Origin of the sequence: Novosphingobium cyanobacteriorum, from assembly GCF_029436685.1 — a bacterium.
Lineage (GTDB): Bacteria > Pseudomonadota > Alphaproteobacteria > Sphingomonadales > Sphingomonadaceae > Novosphingobium > Novosphingobium cyanobacteriorum.
In genome coordinates, this window is sequence record NZ_JAROCY010000011.1 from 44,023 (window position 1) to 60,298 (window position 16,276).

The 16,276-nt window shown below is 66.1% G+C and carries 13 protein-coding genes; 8 read left to right on the forward strand and 5 right to left on the reverse strand.

Annotated elements, in window-relative coordinates:
• Positions 1-30 precede the first annotated feature (30 nt).
• The gene (gene secD / locus POM99_RS12530) at positions 31-1,635 is read left to right on the forward strand and encodes a protein translocase subunit SecD (protein ID WP_277278305.1); all 1,605 of its coding nucleotides are present in this window, start codon (positions 31-33) and stop codon (positions 1,633-1,635) included.
• A 15-nt stretch (positions 1,636-1,650) separates the two neighbouring features.
• Positions 1,651-2,628 carry a protein translocase subunit SecF gene (gene secF, locus POM99_RS12535; protein ID WP_277278307.1) on the forward strand — a complete coding sequence of 326 codons (978 nt, stop codon included), beginning with the start codon at positions 1,651-1,653 and terminating at the stop codon, positions 2,626-2,628.
• A 263-nt stretch (positions 2,629-2,891) separates the two neighbouring features.
• Here the strand turns inward: secF and POM99_RS12540 are convergent, their stop codons facing one another.
• On the reverse strand, positions 2,892-4,082 hold the full coding sequence (locus POM99_RS12540) for a glycosyltransferase (protein WP_277278521.1): 1,191 nt from the start codon (positions 4,080-4,082) through the stop codon (positions 2,892-2,894).
• Entirely contained in the window at positions 4,079-4,651 is a 573-nt protein-coding gene (locus tag POM99_RS12545) for a helix-turn-helix domain-containing protein (RefSeq protein WP_277278309.1), read from the reverse strand. Before POM99_RS12545 ends, POM99_RS12540 begins: the two co-directional genes overlap by 4 nt.
• A gap of 222 nt (positions 4,652-4,873) precedes the next feature.
• On the opposite strand from POM99_RS12545, the gene POM99_RS12550 reads away from it, so the two are divergent.
• Positions 4,874-6,700, forward strand: a complete 1,827-nt coding sequence (locus tag POM99_RS12550; RefSeq protein WP_277278311.1) for a DUF885 domain-containing protein — start codon at positions 4,874-4,876, stop codon at positions 6,698-6,700.
• A 14-nt stretch (positions 6,701-6,714) separates the two neighbouring features.
• Positions 6,715-8,520 carry a DUF885 domain-containing protein gene (locus POM99_RS12555; protein WP_277278313.1) on the forward strand — a complete coding sequence of 602 codons (1,806 nt, stop codon included), beginning with the start codon at positions 6,715-6,717 and terminating at the stop codon, positions 8,518-8,520.
• A gap of 100 nt (positions 8,521-8,620) precedes the next feature.
• Here the strand turns inward: POM99_RS12555 and POM99_RS12560 are convergent, their stop codons facing one another.
• Positions 8,621-10,423 (reverse strand): ABC-F family ATP-binding cassette domain-containing protein, encoded by a 1,803-nt coding sequence (locus tag POM99_RS12560; RefSeq protein ID WP_277278315.1) that lies wholly within the window; start codon positions 10,421-10,423, stop codon positions 8,621-8,623.
• 183 nt (positions 10,424-10,606) lie between these two features.
• Here POM99_RS12560 and POM99_RS12565 point away from each other — a divergent pair, with 183 nt between their 5' ends.
• From POM99_RS12565 to POM99_RS12580, 4 genes are all read left to right on the forward strand, one after another.
• Positions 10,607-10,906 carry a PepSY domain-containing protein gene (locus tag POM99_RS12565; RefSeq protein WP_277278317.1) on the forward strand — a complete coding sequence of 100 codons (300 nt, stop codon included), beginning with the start codon at positions 10,607-10,609 and terminating at the stop codon, positions 10,904-10,906.
• Positions 10,907-11,204: 298 nt separating this feature from the next.
• Complete coding sequence (locus POM99_RS12570) at positions 11,205-11,882, forward strand: response regulator transcription factor (protein WP_277278319.1); 678 nt, start codon at positions 11,205-11,207, stop codon at positions 11,880-11,882.
• A 97-nt stretch (positions 11,883-11,979) separates the two neighbouring features.
• Entirely contained in the window at positions 11,980-13,305 is a 1,326-nt protein-coding gene (locus tag POM99_RS12575) for a sensor histidine kinase (protein WP_277278523.1), read from the forward strand.
• Positions 13,306-13,428: 123 nt separating this feature from the next.
• A complete protein-coding gene (locus POM99_RS12580) occupies positions 13,429-14,154 on the forward strand; it encodes a hypothetical protein (RefSeq protein WP_277278321.1) in 726 nt (241 codons plus the stop codon).
• 25 nt (positions 14,155-14,179) lie between these two features.
• Here the strand turns inward: POM99_RS12580 and POM99_RS12585 are convergent, their stop codons facing one another.
• The gene (locus tag POM99_RS12585) at positions 14,180-15,073 is read right to left on the reverse strand and encodes a tyrosine recombinase XerC (protein ID WP_277278323.1); all 894 of its coding nucleotides are present in this window, start codon (positions 15,071-15,073) and stop codon (positions 14,180-14,182) included.
• A complete protein-coding gene (gene hemW / locus POM99_RS12590; RefSeq protein ID WP_277278325.1) occupies positions 15,066-16,268 on the reverse strand; it encodes a radical SAM family heme chaperone HemW in 1,203 nt (400 codons plus the stop codon). Before hemW ends, POM99_RS12585 begins: the two co-directional genes overlap by 8 nt.
• Positions 16,269-16,276: the final 8 nt, after the last annotated feature.

Sequence of the window (16,276 nt, forward strand, 5' to 3'; positions counted from 1 at the left end):
CAAGATTCCCGCGCGAGGACTGACTCCGCCATGCTCGAATTTCCCCGCTGGAAGGTGATCTGGCTCTGGGCGGTGACGCTCCTGTTTGCCGCGGCCTCCCTTCCTTCGATCTTTTCCGTTGCCGGGCTGCCCTGGCCCAGCGCGCTGCCCGCGCCGCGCGTGAACCTGGGGCTCGACCTTGCCGGCGGCAGCCACATCCTGCTGGAGGCCGATCCTTCGCAGGTGCGCCAGCAGCGCATCGAAGGCATGGATGAATCGGTCCGAAGCAAGCTGAAGACCGCCGCGCCCGACGTCCGCATCAGCGACATTTCCAACCGCGACGGATCGCTGACCTTTCTGGTGGAAAACCCCACCAAGGTGGACGCGGTGCGTGAGGCGATCCTGCCGTTGACCAGCGGGGCGGGGCTGACCGGCCAGCGCGACTGGGATATCCAGGTTGTCGATGGCAACCGCTTCGTCCTTACCCCCACGCAGGCGGGCATCGACCAGGCGGTGACCCAGGCCATGGACACCGCGGTGGAAGTGGTGCGCAAGCGTATCGACGCGCTCGGCACCAAGGAGCCGACCATCATCCGATCCGGCGCACAGCGCATCGTGGTGCAGGTGCCGGGGCTGCAGGACCCGCAGCAGCTGAAGAACCTGCTGGGCCAGACCGCCAAGCTGGAATTCAAGCTGGTCGACCAAGCCGCGCTGCCGTCTGACATCGCCAAGGGCATCGCCCCTCCGGGCAGCGAGATCGTGCCCTATGCCAACCCGCGCGAAGGCTTTGCCGGGGCCATTGCGGTCAAGCGGCTGGGAGGCATCCGCGGTGACCAGCTGACCAACGCGCAGCAGACCAACAACCCGCAGACCAACGAAGCGACCGTCTCGATCACCTTCAACACCGAAGGCGGGGCCAAGTTCGCCAAGCTGACCACGCAGAATGTGGGCAAGCCCTTTGCCATCATCCTTGATGGCAAGGTGCTGTCCGCGCCCAACATCAACGAGCCGATCCTGGGCGGCAGCGCCGTGATCAGCGGCAGCTTCACCACCGAAAGCGCCAACGCGCTGGCCATCTCGCTGCGCTCGGGTGCGCTGCCGGTGGATCTGAAGGTGGTGGAAGAACGCACCGTGGGGCCTGACCTTGGCGCGGATTCGATCCGCAAGGGCATGATCGCGATGGGCGTCGGCACGCTCGCGCTGGTGACCTTCATCCTCATCACCTATGGCCGCTTCGGCGTCTATGCCACTGTCGCGCTGGTCTTCAACGTGATGATGATCCTGGGCGTGATGGGCATCATCGGCACCACGCTGACCCTGCCCGGCATCGCCGGCTTCGTGCTGACCATCGGCGCGGCGGTGGACGCCAACGTGCTGATCAACGAACGCATCCGCGAGGAGCGCCATCGCGGCCGCCGCGTCGTCGCCGCGGTGGAGATGGGCTACAAGGAAGCCAGTCGCGCGATCTTTGACGCCAACATCACCAACGTCATCGCGGCGGTGCTGATGTTCGCATTCGGATCGGGCCCGGTGAAGGGCTTTGCGGTGGTGCTGATGATCGGCATCGTCACGTCGGTGTTCACCGCGGTCACGCTCACCCGCATGTGGGTGGCCCAGTGGCTGCGCCGCGCGCGCCCGGCCGACCTGAACCTGTAAGGGGAGGACAGACCCATGAAGCTCCTCAAGCTCGTTCCCGATCACACCAACATCCACTTCCTCAAGTGGCGCGTGCCGTTCTATGTCGTCAGCATCATCCTGATGGCGGCAAGCTGGGGCCTGGTGCTGACCAAGGGCCTGAACCTGGGCGTCGATTTCATCGGCGGCCAGATGATCCGCGTCACCTTTGAACGCAGCGCCGAAGCCCCGGTGGGCGCGCTGCGCGAAGAGGTGAACAAGCTCGGCTATGGCGAGCCGATCATCCAGCGCTACGGCAAGCCCAACGAGATCTCGATCCGCATGAAGCTGCCCGCCGGCGCGGATCACGATGCCTCGCTGTCAGACAAGATGGCGCGCACGATCACCGCCGACGTCAAGAAGAACCACCCCGATGCGCGGATCGACGGCGTCGATTCGGTTTCGGGCAAGGTTTCGGGCGAACTGGGGCAGAGCGCCGCGCTGGCGCTGGGCCTCGCCGCGCTGGCCGTGGCGGCCTATATCTGGCTGCGCTTCGAATGGCAGTTCGGCGTGGGCGCGCTCTTCGCGCTGGTGCACGACGTGACGCTGACGCTCGGCCTCTTCGCGCTGACGCAGATGGAGTTCGACCTCAACATCGTGGCCGCGCTGCTGACGCTGATCGGCTATTCGCTGAACGACACGATCGTGGTCTATGACCGCATCCGCGAGAACATGAAGAAGTTCCGCAAGATGCCGATGCCCGAACTGCTCGATCTTTCGGTGAACGAGACGCTGGCCCGCACCATCGTGACCGCGCTCTCCATGCTGATCACGCTGGTGGCGCTGCTGCTGCTGGGGCCGGACGTGATCTTCGGCTTCACCGCCGCGATCACGCTGGGCATTTTCGTCGGCACCTACAGCTCGATCTACATGGCCTCGCCCATCCTGATCTGGCTGAAGGTGAACCCAAACAGCTTCGTGCCCACCGAAACCGCACAGGAAAAGCAGGAACGCCTGGCGCGCGAAGGCTACTGAGCGCGCGCATCAAGCGTGCCGCGCGAAGGGTTCTGAGGCGGGGCTTCATGGAATTGACGGGCGGGCCGGAGGGGTGACTTCCGGCCTGTTTCCGTCTGCCGGCGAGCTATTTGGGTTCTCGCAAAGGCGCAGAGGGAAAAGAGAGCGCAGAGAAGTCATGGGCGCCAAAGGCGCCAGCATGTCCGTTCCAAAGGTGCAGATCAGTGTCAGCTGCACACTTCTCTGCGCTCTTCCTTCTTTCTCTGCGTTCTCTGCGAGAAACGCTATGTGATGGCGTGGTAGATCCCGGCCAACGCATCCGCATTCGCCTCCCAGCTGAAGCGGGCTGCCGCCTGCGCCACATCGGCCTGTGCAGGCGGATTGGCCAGCAGGTCCTGCACCGCAGCGGCAATCGCGGCCGGCGTCCGCTCAGCAATGCGGCCCACGGCGGGGCGGTCCACCACTTCGCGCGCACCGCCGATGTCGGGGATCACCACCGGCGTGCCGCAGGCGAGCGCCTCGATCCAAGCGTTGGCCAGCCCCTCTCTTTCCGAAGGCAGGACCATCGCATCGGCTGCGCTGAGCAGCGCGGGCAGGGATTCGTGCCCCACCGCGCCAAGGAAGCACACGCGCGAAGACAGGCCAAGCCGCTTGGCCAGCGCTTCCAGCCGCGCCCGCTCCGCGCCTTCGCCGGCGATGGCGAGCACCACGCTGGCAGGCAGCAGGCCCAGCGCTTCGATGGCGAGTGCGGTGCCCTTCACCGGCACCAGCGCGCCCACGCTCAGCAGCAGGTGACCCTGCTGGGGCAGGTCGATGCCGGGCCGGGCGGACACCAGTTCCCGTGCGGCGGGGCGCGGCAGCACCTGGAAACGGGCACGGTCCAGCCCGGTGTAGTGGACGGCGATCTTGTCCTCGGGCAGGTCCAGCGCCGCCATGTCCCTGGCCAGCGCGCCAGACACCGCCAGCAGCGCATCGGCCTGTGCCGCGGCCTTGCGCATCTGCGCCAGCGCGGCGGGCTGATCGCCCCAGTAATGGATGTCCGATCCGCGCGCCTTGATCGCCAGCGGGAGGCCCAGCGCCTGCGCCACCCGCGCGGCGGCAGGACCATCGGGATAGAAGAACTGCGCGTCGACCAGATCGAACGGGGCCTGCGCATGCAGCCTGCGCGCCAGGGGCAGCACCGCGCGCGCCACCAGCCACGGGTTGTAGCGCCCGGAAAGCCCCGGCAGCAGCATGAAGCGCGGGTGATGCACCTCTACCGCGCCGGTTTCCTGCGGCGGGATCGCGGCCAGCGGGGCATAGCGCCTAGGCAGGATGGCCTTGGGCAGCGGGGGCAGGCCCACCGGGTTGATCACCGTCACCTGCCAGTCGCCACGCGCGGCCAGCGCCTGCATCTGCCTTTGCACGAAGCGGCCGAACCCCGGCCGGCCCGGCGCGGGATAAAGCGTGGACAGCGAGAGCAGGCGCTTCGTCAGAGCTTGCGCACCAGCATTTCGGCCACGCCGATCCAGGCCGGGCGGTCGATCACCACCTGGCGCTGGCCGATTCCGGGCGGCAGCAGGGCGACGCGGCCATCATCGCGGTCGATCATCCGGCCAAAGGCGAAGCGGCCGCCGGGGCGGGGGGCCAGTACGTCACGGTTCAGCGCCTTGCCAAAGTCCTCGGGCTCAAGCTGGCGCAGCCACACCTGATCACCGGATCGGTACTCGCCCGCACCGGTATCCACCGCCAGCACCACCAGCGGCGTATCGCCGTTCGTCGCAATGGGGATCACCGCTTCCATCGTGCGGGGCAGCGCCTCGGGCCCGTTGGGGCCAAGACGTGCGACCAGCGAAGGCTGTCCATCGCTTTCCGCCTTCACCAGCAGCTGGGGATCAACCTCCAGCGCGGCGGCGATGCGGTTCATCCAGGATAGCGAAAGCGAGCGCATGCCGGTTTCGAGACGGCCGATGGTCTGCGCTGTGGTGGGTGGCGAACAGCGTGCCGCCACGTCGGCAAGGGTCAGCCCCTTTTGCCGGCGGATATCCCGGATGCGGTTGATCATGGACTGCTTCTCGGACTTTGTGTGCGGCGCGCAATACGGTGAATACCTATATTAGACCCTTATGGGCAAGCGGCACGTAACACCCTTGTGAGCGCGGGGCCGCAGGTATGGCGCGTTTCATCGTTTGAAACGATCGGCACGCTTTGCCGCATCGGTGCTTGCCCTTCGTTGGATGCCGTGCCACCCCGGTTTCCAATGAAACCGGACCGGATCGCTAACTAAATGAACCGTAGAGAGATTATCGTCGGCGGCAGCGCTGCTGTTGCCGCCTGCCTGTTTGCCGGATTGGGTTGGCCGCTTCCGGCTCTGGCGCAGGATGGCGCGGCAAAGGATGGCCCCTTGCTGGCCGCCTTTGACCACATTTTTGCCGACATGCTGGCGGTGATGCCACAGACCGCCACCAGCATGGGGCTGGACAAGGGTGATCTTGCTGCACTGCGAAGCAAATTGAATCGCCGTGGTGCGGCAGGTGTTGCCGAACGCACCGCCTTCTATCGCCGCGCGCTGGCGATGGTGAAGGGGGTAAACCCGGCGGAATTGACCGAAGGCGGGGCGCGCCTGCGCGAGATTGCGCTCTATCGCTTTGCCGACGAAATCGCGGGCGCGCCCTTCGGCATCGAAGAGACGCAGCGCCCCTATCCGATCACGCAGCAACAGGGTGCCTACTTCGATATTCCCGATTTCCTCGACAGCCGCCACCCGGTGGAAACGGAGGCGGATGCGGAAGCCTATCTCGTGCGGTTGCAGGGCTTCGCCCGCGCGCTGGACGACGATACCCGCCTGCAGCGCGAGCTTGCCCCGCGCGGCCTCGTTGCACCGATCTGGTCCCTCGATCTGGCGCTGGGGCAGATGGAGAAGACGCGGAGCGTTGCGGCTGGCGAAAGTCCGCTGGTAACCTCTTTGGTGAAGCGTGCGGCGACCAAGGGCCTTGCCGGCAGCTGGCAGGCGCGGGCCGAAGCGATCGTGTCCCGGCAGGTCTATCCTGCGCTGTACCGGCAGATGGCGCTGCTGCGCAGCCTGCGCGCCGGCACGCCCAAGGGGGATGGCGCGTGGCGGCTGAAGAACGGCGCGGCGATCTATGCCGCTGCGCTGCGATCGGCCACCACCACCGACATGACGCCCGAGCAGGTCCACCAGACCGGGCTGGAGCAGGTTGCGGCAATCACTGCGCAGCTGGATCAGATCCTGCGCACGGCGGGTTACACCACCGGCAGCGTCGGCGCGCGGCTGGCGGAGCTCAACACCTCGTCCGATCAGCTCTATCCCGATAGCGCGGAAGGGCGTGCGGACCTGATCTCCGGGCTCAACGCCGGCATCGCCGCCATGGCGACCAAGCTGCCGCGCGCGTTCGACGATGTGCCGCAGGTGCCGCTGCAGATCCGCGCCGTGCCGGTGGAGATCCAGGACGGGGCCTCGAACGGCTATTACTACAGCGCCGCCATCGATGGCTCGCGCCCGGCGATCTACTGGATCAACCTGAAGCAGGTGGGGGACTGGCCGAAGTATTCACTGCCTGCGCTGACCTATCACGAAGGTGTTCCCGGCCATCATCTGCAGGGCAGCTATGCGCAGCAGGGTGGCGCGTTGCCGATGCTGATGCGCGACTACTTCATTTCCGCCTATGGTGAGGGCTGGGCCCTCTATGCCGAGCAGCTGGCCGATGAGCTGGGCGGCTACACCGGCATCGAGCGCGCCGGTTACCTGCAGTCGTTCCTGTTCCGCGCGGTGCGGCTGGTGGTCGATACTGGCATCCACCACTACCGCTGGAGCCGCGAGCAGGCGACCGCCTACATGGTCGAGCAGACCGGCTTCACCCAGGCGCGCAGCCAGCGCGAGGTGGAGCGGTACTGCACCATGATCGGGCAGGCCTGCAGCTACAAGATCGGCCACACCGCCTGGGTCAAGGCGCGCGAAAAGGCGCAGGCGGCGCTGGGTCCGAAATTCAGCCTGCCATGGTTCCACGCGATCTTAAAGGAAGGTGCAATGCCGCTTTCGATGCTGGAAAAGCGCATCGAACAGCGCACCGCACAGCGGCTGGCGCAAGGCTGAGGGAAGGACAGACCATGGACCGTCGTCAATTCGTGATCGGCAGCGGGGCCGCAGCTGCCGCCACTTTCACCATGCCCGCATGGGCGGCAACGCCTGCCAGCGGCGACGCCGCGCTCAACGCGCTGTTCGATCGCATCTTCAACGAAGGGCTCGATCTCTCGCCGGAATCGGTCAGCGGATATGGCCTGGACAAGGGCGCGCGTGCCGGGGCGAAGGCGCTGCTCGACGATCGCACTGCTGCCGGCAGGGCCCGATCCGCCGACGTTGCCCGCCGCGCGCTGGCAGACTTCGCCAAGGTGGACCGCAGCAGCCTTTCGGATTCGGCCAGGGTCAATCTCGACGTTGTCGCCTACCTGCAGCAGATGCGGCTCGACGGGCCACGGCTGAACGTGGATTCGGTGCAGCAGCCCTATCGCATTTACCAGCAGGGCGGGGCCTACTTCTCGCTGCCCGATTTCCTCGACAGCCGCCACACCATCGATACCGCCGCCGATGCCGAGGCCTACCTTGCGCGGCTCAGCCTGATGGGCACGGCGCTGGATCAGGATAGCGCCGAACAGCGCGCGCAGGCGGCGCGGGGCCTCGTGGCGCCGGGGTGGTCGCTCGATCTCGCGCTGGGCCAGATGCAGAAGCTGCGCGCCGTGGCCCCGGCGGACAACACCATGGTCCGCTCGCTGGTGCGCCGCACCGCGGCCAAGGGCATTGCGGGAGACTGGCAGGGCCGCGCGGCAGGGATCGTGGCGGACACGGTCTATCCCGCGCTCGACCGCCAGATCGCGCTGCTGCAGGACCTGCGTGGCAAGACCCGGCCCGGTGACGGCGCGTGGCGCATTCCCGGGGGTGACGCGATCTATGCCGCCGCCTTGCGGCAGGCGACCACCACCGAATTCAGCGCCGAGGAAATCCACCGCATCGGGCTGGAACAGGTGGCCGACATCACCGCCCGGCTCGATACCGTGCTCAAGGCGGCGGGCCTGACCACCGGCACCGTTGGCGAGCGGCTTGCCGCGCTCAACAAGCAGCCGGCGCAGTCCTATCCCGATACGCCCGAAGGTCGCGCCGCGCTGATCGCCAGCCTCAACGCCGGGGTGGCGAAGATGAACGCGCTGCTGCCGCGCGCCTTTGCCACGCTGCCGGGCCTGCCGCTTGAAATCCGCGCGGTGCCGGTGGAGATCCAGGACGGCGCCTCGAACGGCTATTACTACCGCGCCGCGCTGGATGGTTCGCGCCCCGCGATCTACTGGATCAACCTGAAGGAAGTGAGCGACTGGCCGAAGTATTCGCTGCCCGCGCTCACCTATCACGAAGGCGTGCCCGGCCATCATCACCAGCTCAGCGTGGCGCAGACCGCGCCCGACGTGCCTATGCTGCGCAGGACCGCCGGCCTTTCCGCCTATTCCGAAGGTTGGGCGCTCTATGCCGAGCAGGTGGCCGACGAGCTGGGCGGATATGACGGGATCGAGAAGGCGGGCTACCTGCAGTCGTTCCTGTTCCGCGCGGCGCGTCTTGTGGTCGATACGGGCCTGCACACCAAGCGCTGGAGCCGCGAGCAGGCGACCGACTATCTGGCCACCACCACCGGCTATGCCCGCCCGCGCTGCCAGCGCGAAGTGGAGCGCTACTGCACCCTGATCGGGCAGGCCTGCAGCTACAAGATGGGCCACATCGCCTGGACCCGCGCGCGCGAAAAGGCGCAGAAGACGCTGGGGCCGAAGTTCGACATCCGCGCGTTCCACGAAGTGCTGCGCGAAGGCGCGATGCCGCTGTCGATCCTGGAAAAGCGCATCGACGAACGCACGGCGGCGGCGCTGAAGGGATAAGCCCCACCCCCCGGCCCCTCCCGCAAGCGGGAGGGGAGCGATATGGCGCTGATTTCCCCCCTCCCGCTTGCGGGAGGCGTTGGGGGTGGGGCAGTCGAGCCTACCCCTCCACCATCTCCGCCAGCTCCAGCCAGCGCTCTTCGGCCGCGTCCTTCTCGCCGCGCACCTTTTCCAGCGCGGCCATCAGCGCGTCGAACTTCTTCGGGTCCTTGGCATAAAGGTCCGGATCGGCCAGCTGCGCCTCGCCCCGGGCGATCGCCGCGTCCAGCTCCTCTATACGCTTGGGCAGCAGCTCGTAGTCGCGCTGGTCCTTGTAGGAAAGCTTGCCCTTCTTCGCCGGCGGCGGGGGAGGGGGCGGTGGTGCAGCTTCGCCCTTGTCGCCACCATTCCTGGCAACCGGCCTGCCCGCCTCGCGCTGCTTCCTGATCTTTTCCCAATCGGCATAACCGCCGGCCACGATGTCCACCCGGCCGCTGCCGTCCATACCCAGCGTGATCGTCACCGTGCGGTCAAGGAAGTCACGGTCGTGGCTGACGATCAGCACCGTGCCATCATAGTCCGCGATCACTTCCTGCAGCAGGTCCAGCGTTTCCAGGTCGAGGTCGTTGGTCGGCTCGTCGAGCACCAGCAGGTTGGATTTGCGCGCGAATTCCCGCGCCAGCAGCAGGCGCGACCGCTCCCCGCCGGAAAGCGTGCCCACCCGCGCCTCGACCAGGCCGGGGTCGAACAGGAAGTCCTTCAGATATCCCTGGATGTGCTTGCGCACCCCGCGCACGTCTATCCAGTCGCCGCCGTCGGCCAGCACGTCGCGCACGCGCTTCTCGGGCGCCATCAGGCTGCGCTGCTGGTCGATCATCACGCCCTGCAGCGTCTTGGCCAGGGTCACCGTGCCGCTGTCGGGCGCCAGTTCGCCGGTCAGCAGCTTGAGCAGCGTGGTCTTGCCCGCGCCGTTCGACCCCACCACGCCGATGCGGTCCTTGCGCGTGATGCGCAGGGTAAAGTCCTTCACGATGGCCCGCTCGCCAAAGGACTTGAACACCTTGTCCGCCACGATCACGGCCTTGCTCTTGGCCTCGTCGTCGCTTGCCAGCGCCAGCTTGGCGGTGCCCTGCGGGCTGAGCATCGCCGCCCGCGCCGCGCGCATTTCATACAGCTTTTCCAGCCGGCCCATGTTGCGCTTGCGCCGCGCAGTCACCCCGCGTTCCAGCCAGTGCGCCTCGATCTTCAGCTTGGCGTCCATCTTTTCCGCCGCGCGCGCTTCCTCTGCATAGACCTGCTCCATCCACGCCTCGTACCCGCCAAAGCCGATGTCCTTGCGGCGCAGCGATCCCCGGTCGAGCCACAGCGTCGCCCTGGTCAGCCGTTCCAGGAACGTACGGTCGTGGCTGATCACCACGAAGGCGCCGCGATAGCGCTGCAGCCAGTCCTCCAGCCAGTCGATCGCAGCCAGGTCCAGATGGTTGGTCGGCTCGTCCAGCAGCAGCAGGTCCGGCTCGCTCGCCAGCGCGCGGGCCAGCGCCGCGCGCCGCCGCTCACCTCCGCTGGCGCTGTCCGCCTTGCGCGAAAGGTCGATGCCCAGCTGCCCGGCGATGGCCTCCACCTCGTGCTGCGGTGGCGCATCCTTGCCTGACAGGGCAAAGTCCATCAGCGTGTCGAATCCGGTGAAGAACGGATCCTGCTCCAGAGTCACGATCTTCGTGCCCGGCTGGATCGATCGCACGCCCTTGTCCGCGTCCACCTGCCCGCCCAGCAGCTTGAGCAGCGTGGTCTTGCCTGCGCCGTTGCGTCCGATCAGCGCCAGCCGGTCCCGCTGCTGGATGTTGATGTTCAGGTCCTGGAACAGCCAGCCATTGCCCTGGACAAGGCCGAGGCCTTCCCAGCTGAGTATCGGTGCGATTGCCATGGGCCAGCCCCTATACGTGCAAAAAGGCTGGGTCCAGCACTCCCGCGACCTTGCGCATACCCTCGGTGATCTGCCACAGCGGTTCGCGCAATGCGCAGCCTGAACTCGACCGGATGCCTGAATTCTGCCGGACGATAGCGTTCACAGCCTGTTCAATGCCGGGGGACTATCACGTTGCACATCATGCGTTGGACCCAAGCCATTCTCGCCCTTGGCCTTTTCTCGCTCGCCGCACCCGCGGCGGTGGCGCAGCAGCGCGCCGATGAGCAGAACGAGGTGCGGCGCGACCTGCGCCGCGGCAACGTGCAATCGCTGCGCGACATCGAACGCCGCGTGCTGCCCACCAAGCAGGGGATGCAGTACCTCGGCCCGGAATATGACCCCGACGCCATGGCCTACCGCCTGAAATTCATCCGCGATGGGCGGGTGGTGTTCGTCGACGTCGATGCGCGGACGGGCCAGGTCCGTGGGGAATCGCGTTAGGCTCAAGACGGTTTCTCGCCGAGTGCGCAGAGAAGAAGGGGAGACCGCAGAGACGTCGCTCCTGCAGCTAAGCTGCTTGCCTGATTTGACCGTGTGAATTGGCAATTCGTGCAATTTGGGGCCTTTTGGCACCGTTCGACCTCTGCGATCTCCTTTTCCCCTGCGCTCTCTGCGAGAAATATTAAGAGCCACCGAGCCTGAACGCCCGCCAACGCCCACGTTCCTTGACCGTTCAGGTTTGTCGCTCCATCTAGCCTGCAAGTGATCGCGCCGTGATGCGCGCAACAAGGGGCAAGCGATGCGTATCCTGATCGTCGAGGACGAACCCACCCTGGGCCGCCAGCTGAAGTCGACGCTCGAACAGAACGGCTATGCCGTCGATCTTTCCACCGATGGCGAGGACGGGCACTTCATGGGCTCGACCGAGGAATACGACGCCGTCATCCTCGACCTTGGCCTGCCGGAGATTGACGGCCTGACCGTGCTCGGCATGTGGCGCAAGGAAGGGCGCAAGTTCCCCGTGCTCGTGCTCACCGCGCGTGACAGCTGGTCCGACAAGGTCGCCGGCCTTGATGCCGGGGCCGACGATTACCTTGCCAAGCCGTTCCAGACCGAGGAGCTGATCGCCCGCCTGCGCGCGCTGATCCGCCGCGCCTCGGGCAATTCCAGCAGCGAACTGATCGCGGGCGATGTCCGCCTCGATACCCGCTCGGGCCGCGTGACGCTGAATGGCGAGCCGGTGAAGCTGACCGCGCAGGAATACAAGCTGCTGTCCTACCTGCTCCATCACAAGGGCAAGGTGGTCAGCCGCACCGAACTGATCGAGCATATCTATGATCAGGATTTCGATCGCGATTCCAACACGATCGAAGTCTTCGTCACGCGCATCCGCAAGAAGCTCGGTCCCGATGTGATCACCACGATCCGTGGCCTCGGTTACAGCCTCGACGATCCCGCACAGCCCGGTCGCGGCTGATCCGGCGGTGACGCGCGCACCGGCTGCGGCAGCGACGGCAGCCGCCGCGCCGGAAGAGCCCGTGCGTGCGCCGCATACGGGCTCGCTCACCCGGCGTATGCTGCTGATCGCGTTCGCGTGGATCACGCTGCTGTTGCTGGGCGGCGGGATCGCGCTCGATCGCACGCTGACGGGCCTTGTCACCCGCAACTTCGACGATCAGCTCACCAATATGCAGACCGCAATGGTCGCTGCGGCTGAAATCGGCCCGGATGGAGAGGTGTTCTTCAACCGCCCGCTGGGCGATCAGCGCTTCCTTGAGCCCAATTCGGGGCTTTACTGGCAGATATCGGGGCAGGGGCACGATGATTTCCCTTCGCGCTCGCTGTGGGATCGCACGCTGAAGCTGAAGGGCGATCATTTCGACAAGGCGCCGCATATCTATGACAGCGAACAGTTCGATGGCGAAGGCCTGCGCGTAATCGAACGCAGCATCATCCTGCCGGGCAGCAACACGCTTTGGCAGTTCGCCGTCGCCGCCAACCGGGGCGAGCTGGACGCGCAGATCCGCCGCATCCGTTCGATCCTGCTGTGGTCCTTCGCCGTGCTGGGCATCGGCCTTGCCGCCATGGCCAGCCTGCAGACGTGGTACGGCCTTGGCCCCCTGCGCCGGGTCCGCCGCGCCATTGCCGGGATGCGCGAAGGTGGCAAGCAACGGGTGGACGAGCCGCTGCCGCTGGAGGTCCAGCCGCTGGTGCAGGAAATCAACGGGTTGCTCGAACATTCCGAGCGGCAGGCGGAAGAGGCGCGCACCCATGCGGGCAACCTGGCCCATGCGCTGAAGACCCCGCTCACCGTGGTGATGAACGCGGCGACCGCCAAGGCGGATGACCTTGCCGACACCGTGATCCGTGAAGCCGCCGTCATGCGCCGGCAGGTCGATCACCATCTGGCCCGGGCCCGCGCCGTGGGCCGGCGCGCCATTGGCCTGTCACGCTCCAGCGTGTGGGAAAGCGCCGAGGCGGTGGAGCGCGCGGTGGTGCGGCTCTATCCGGCCGTGCGCTTCGACATGGACGGCAATCGTGACGCGCAGGTCGCCATCGAACGGCAGGATCTCGACGAGATCCTCGGCAACCTGATCGAGAACGCGGCCAAATATGGCGGCGGATCGGTGTTCATCACCATCGACGCCGCGCCGACTGACCCGAAGTTCTGCGACATCTGGATCGAGGATGACGGCATGGGCATCCCCGAAGACGCCCGCGAACGCCTGTTCACCCGTGGCGCCCGGCTCGATACCGGCAAGCCCGGCACCGGCCTGGGCCTGGCCATCGTGCGCGATGTGGCGGAGCTTTACGGAGGCTCGGTGCAGATCGCGGAAAGCGAAGACCTGGGCGGCCTGCTGGTAAACCTGCGCCTGCCACGGGCGGCGGTGGGGAAGTAGCACCAATCTGGATTGCAATCCCCGGTTGCCAATAGGGGTGGAAAAAGGAAGGTAGTCTTGCCGGGGGGCGGGATGAGCCACTCTCGGCTTGAGGGGGAATCCATCTTGAAGAAATCGGTTTTGATGGCCGCCGCTGCCCTTTGCCTGGTCCATGCAGGCAATGCCGCCGCGCAGGAACAGGCGGCGGCTGCCCCGCAGGACGCAGCAGCTGCGCCTGCAGCGGACGCACCGGGTTGTGAACTCCATGTGTTTCCGACTGAAAACTACATCGGCTTCAACAGCGGCCTTCTCAGCGGCTTGGGGCCGATCGGCGCCGTTGCCGATATGGACGCCCACAAGGGCCGCGTCGCCACGGTCAAGGAGCTGATGAAGGACTATCTTGGGCCGGAGATCCAGTTGCAGGAGCTCGAAAAGGTCAACTATCGCGCCAAGCTTGGCGTGGAGAACTACCGCGTGATCATTGAACCGCCCACGCCTTCGGCCGATGCGGTGAAGGCTGATCCGGCGCTCAAGGCGCGGGTCAAGGCGCTGAATGCGGACCTGAAGGCCGGAAAGCGGATCACGGCGTCCACCAATCCCTGCTACGCCGAATTCCTGCTGGTCAGCGTCTTCTACTTCAAAGCGATGATGTATGGCAGCAACCTGCTGGTCGGCACGCAGTTTCGCGATTTCAGCAAGGGCGGTGCCCCGATGATCTCGATCGGTGCGGTCAAGAACCCGCTGGAGAACTTCCCGCCCAAGACGCCGGAAATGGTCGAGGCGGCCAAGGCCGAACTGCGCGATGCCTTCGCCAAGGACTTTGTTGAGTGGACCGAGAAGAAGCTGAAGGTCGATCGCGCGGCGAAGTGACTGAGCGTCCTGCCCTGCTTGGCCTTCAAGCGCGCGGGTGTGCGTTGCGATAGACGTCGAGCAGGGTGGCGGCGTCCACCTTGGTGTAGATCTGGGTGGAGGACAGGCTGGCGTGGCCGAGCAGTTCCTGCAAGCTGCGCAGGTCCGCCCCCGCGCCCAGCAGGTGCGTGGCAAAGGAATGGCGCAGAGCGTGCGGCGTCGCGCTGGGCGGCAGACCCAGCACGGCGCGTGCGCGGGCCACGGCTTTCTGCACCACGCCCTGTGACAGCGGACCGCCCTTGGCACCGCGGAACAGCGGCTCATCCTTGGGCAGGGGCCAGCGGACCTTGGCGGCATAATCGGCCACTGCATCGCGCACGATCGGCAGGATCGGCACCACCCGCTGGCGCCCGCCCTTGCCGGTGATGACCAGTGTCTCTCCCAGTGGCAAGGCATTGGCGGGCAAGGACAAAGCCTCGGCAATGCGCAGCCCCGCGCCATACAGCAGCAGCAGCACGGCACGATCGCGTGATGCGATCCATTCCTCTGAGGCATCCTCCGCCACGGTGGCGGCCAGGTTCACGGCGTCGTCGGGGGTGACCGGGCGGGGCAGGCCCTTCTTGATGCGGGGGCCGCGCAGGCGGGGCGGGGCGGCAAGGGGATCGCCAGCCTGCGCCCGCGCGAACGCAAGAAAGGCTTTCAAGGCAGAGAGTTCGCGCGCGGCGGAAACGTTGCCGATGCCATCGGCGCGGCGTGCGGCGAGCTGCTGGCGCAGAGTTGCCGCGTCCAATCGGGCGAGCTGGCCCCAGCTGTGCAGGGCGGGATTGGCATCGAGCAGGCGCTGCGCCGCCTTGTGATAGGCGCGGACGGTGTGGGGGGAACGACGCCGGGCGAGGGCGAGGTGATCGTGCCAGGCGAGGAGGATATCGCCCTTATCCATCGCTTTCGACCAGCGCCGCGGGGATCAGGTCGGCCAGCAGGGCGTCGAGCAGCGGCATGCCCGTTTCAGTCACCGAAAAAACGGTCTCAATCGACTTCAACCCCGTCTCAGTCGATTTCAACCCCGTCTCAACCCGCCTCAAGTAACCTAACTTATGGTGAAAATTTGCCTTGTCAAAATCGAAGAGATCAGCCTCGGCAAGCCCGAACCGACTGGCCAGCCGGGTCACATTCACCCCTTCGGCCAGCCGCAGGCCCATCAGCATCGCCTCGGAGGCCTGCTCACGCTGACCCAGTGGCCTTTCCTCAACGATTCCATGGGCTTGTTCACCCACGGCGCGCAGGTAGTTCTCGGGCTTGCGGTGCCGCACAGTCGCCCGCCCCAGCCTGCGCCCATGTGCGCCCGGCCCGATTCCAGCATAATCGAGATAGCGCCAGTACGTCAGATTGTGGCGGCTCTGCTCCCCGGCGCGGGCATGGTTGCTGATCTCGTAGGCCGGCAGACCCGCTGATCCGGTCATTTCCTGTGTGATATCAAACAGTTCGGCCGCCGCGTCGTCGTCCAGCGGGGTGAACTTGCCCTCTCGTACCAGGGTGGCGAAGCGAGTACCCGGCTCGATGGTCAGCTGATAGAGCGAGAGGTGCCCGGTGCCATAGGCAAGCGCTTGGGAAAGCTCGTTTTTCCAGCTCTGCGGGGAGTGATCGGGACGGGCATAGATCAGATCGAAGCTGACCCGCGCGAAGTGCCGCTGTGCCACCTCCAGCGCGGCGATACCTTCCTTGGCGTCGTGCAATCTTCCAAGGAATTGCAAGGACTTGTCGTCCAGTGCCTGCAAGCCAAGCGAAGTCCGGTTGATCCCCGCATCGGCCAGCGCGGCGAAGTTTGCCGCTTCTACCGACGAGGGATTGGCCTCAAGCGTGATCTCGATATCCGGCGCGAAGGTCCAGTATTCGCGCGCTTTTTCAATCAGAGCGGCGACCAGATCGGGCGGCATCAGCGAAGGCGTGCCCCCGCCGAAAAAGATCGAAGTCAGCAGGCGTGGCCCAGTAACCGCCGCCTCATGCCCCATGTCCGCAAAAAGCGCGGCTTTCCATGCGCTTACGTCCGTCCGTTCGCGAACATGGCTGTTGAAGTCGCAATAGGGGCACTTCGCCAGGCAGAACGGCCAGTGGATGTAGAGCGCGAGCGGCTGCATCCGCGGTC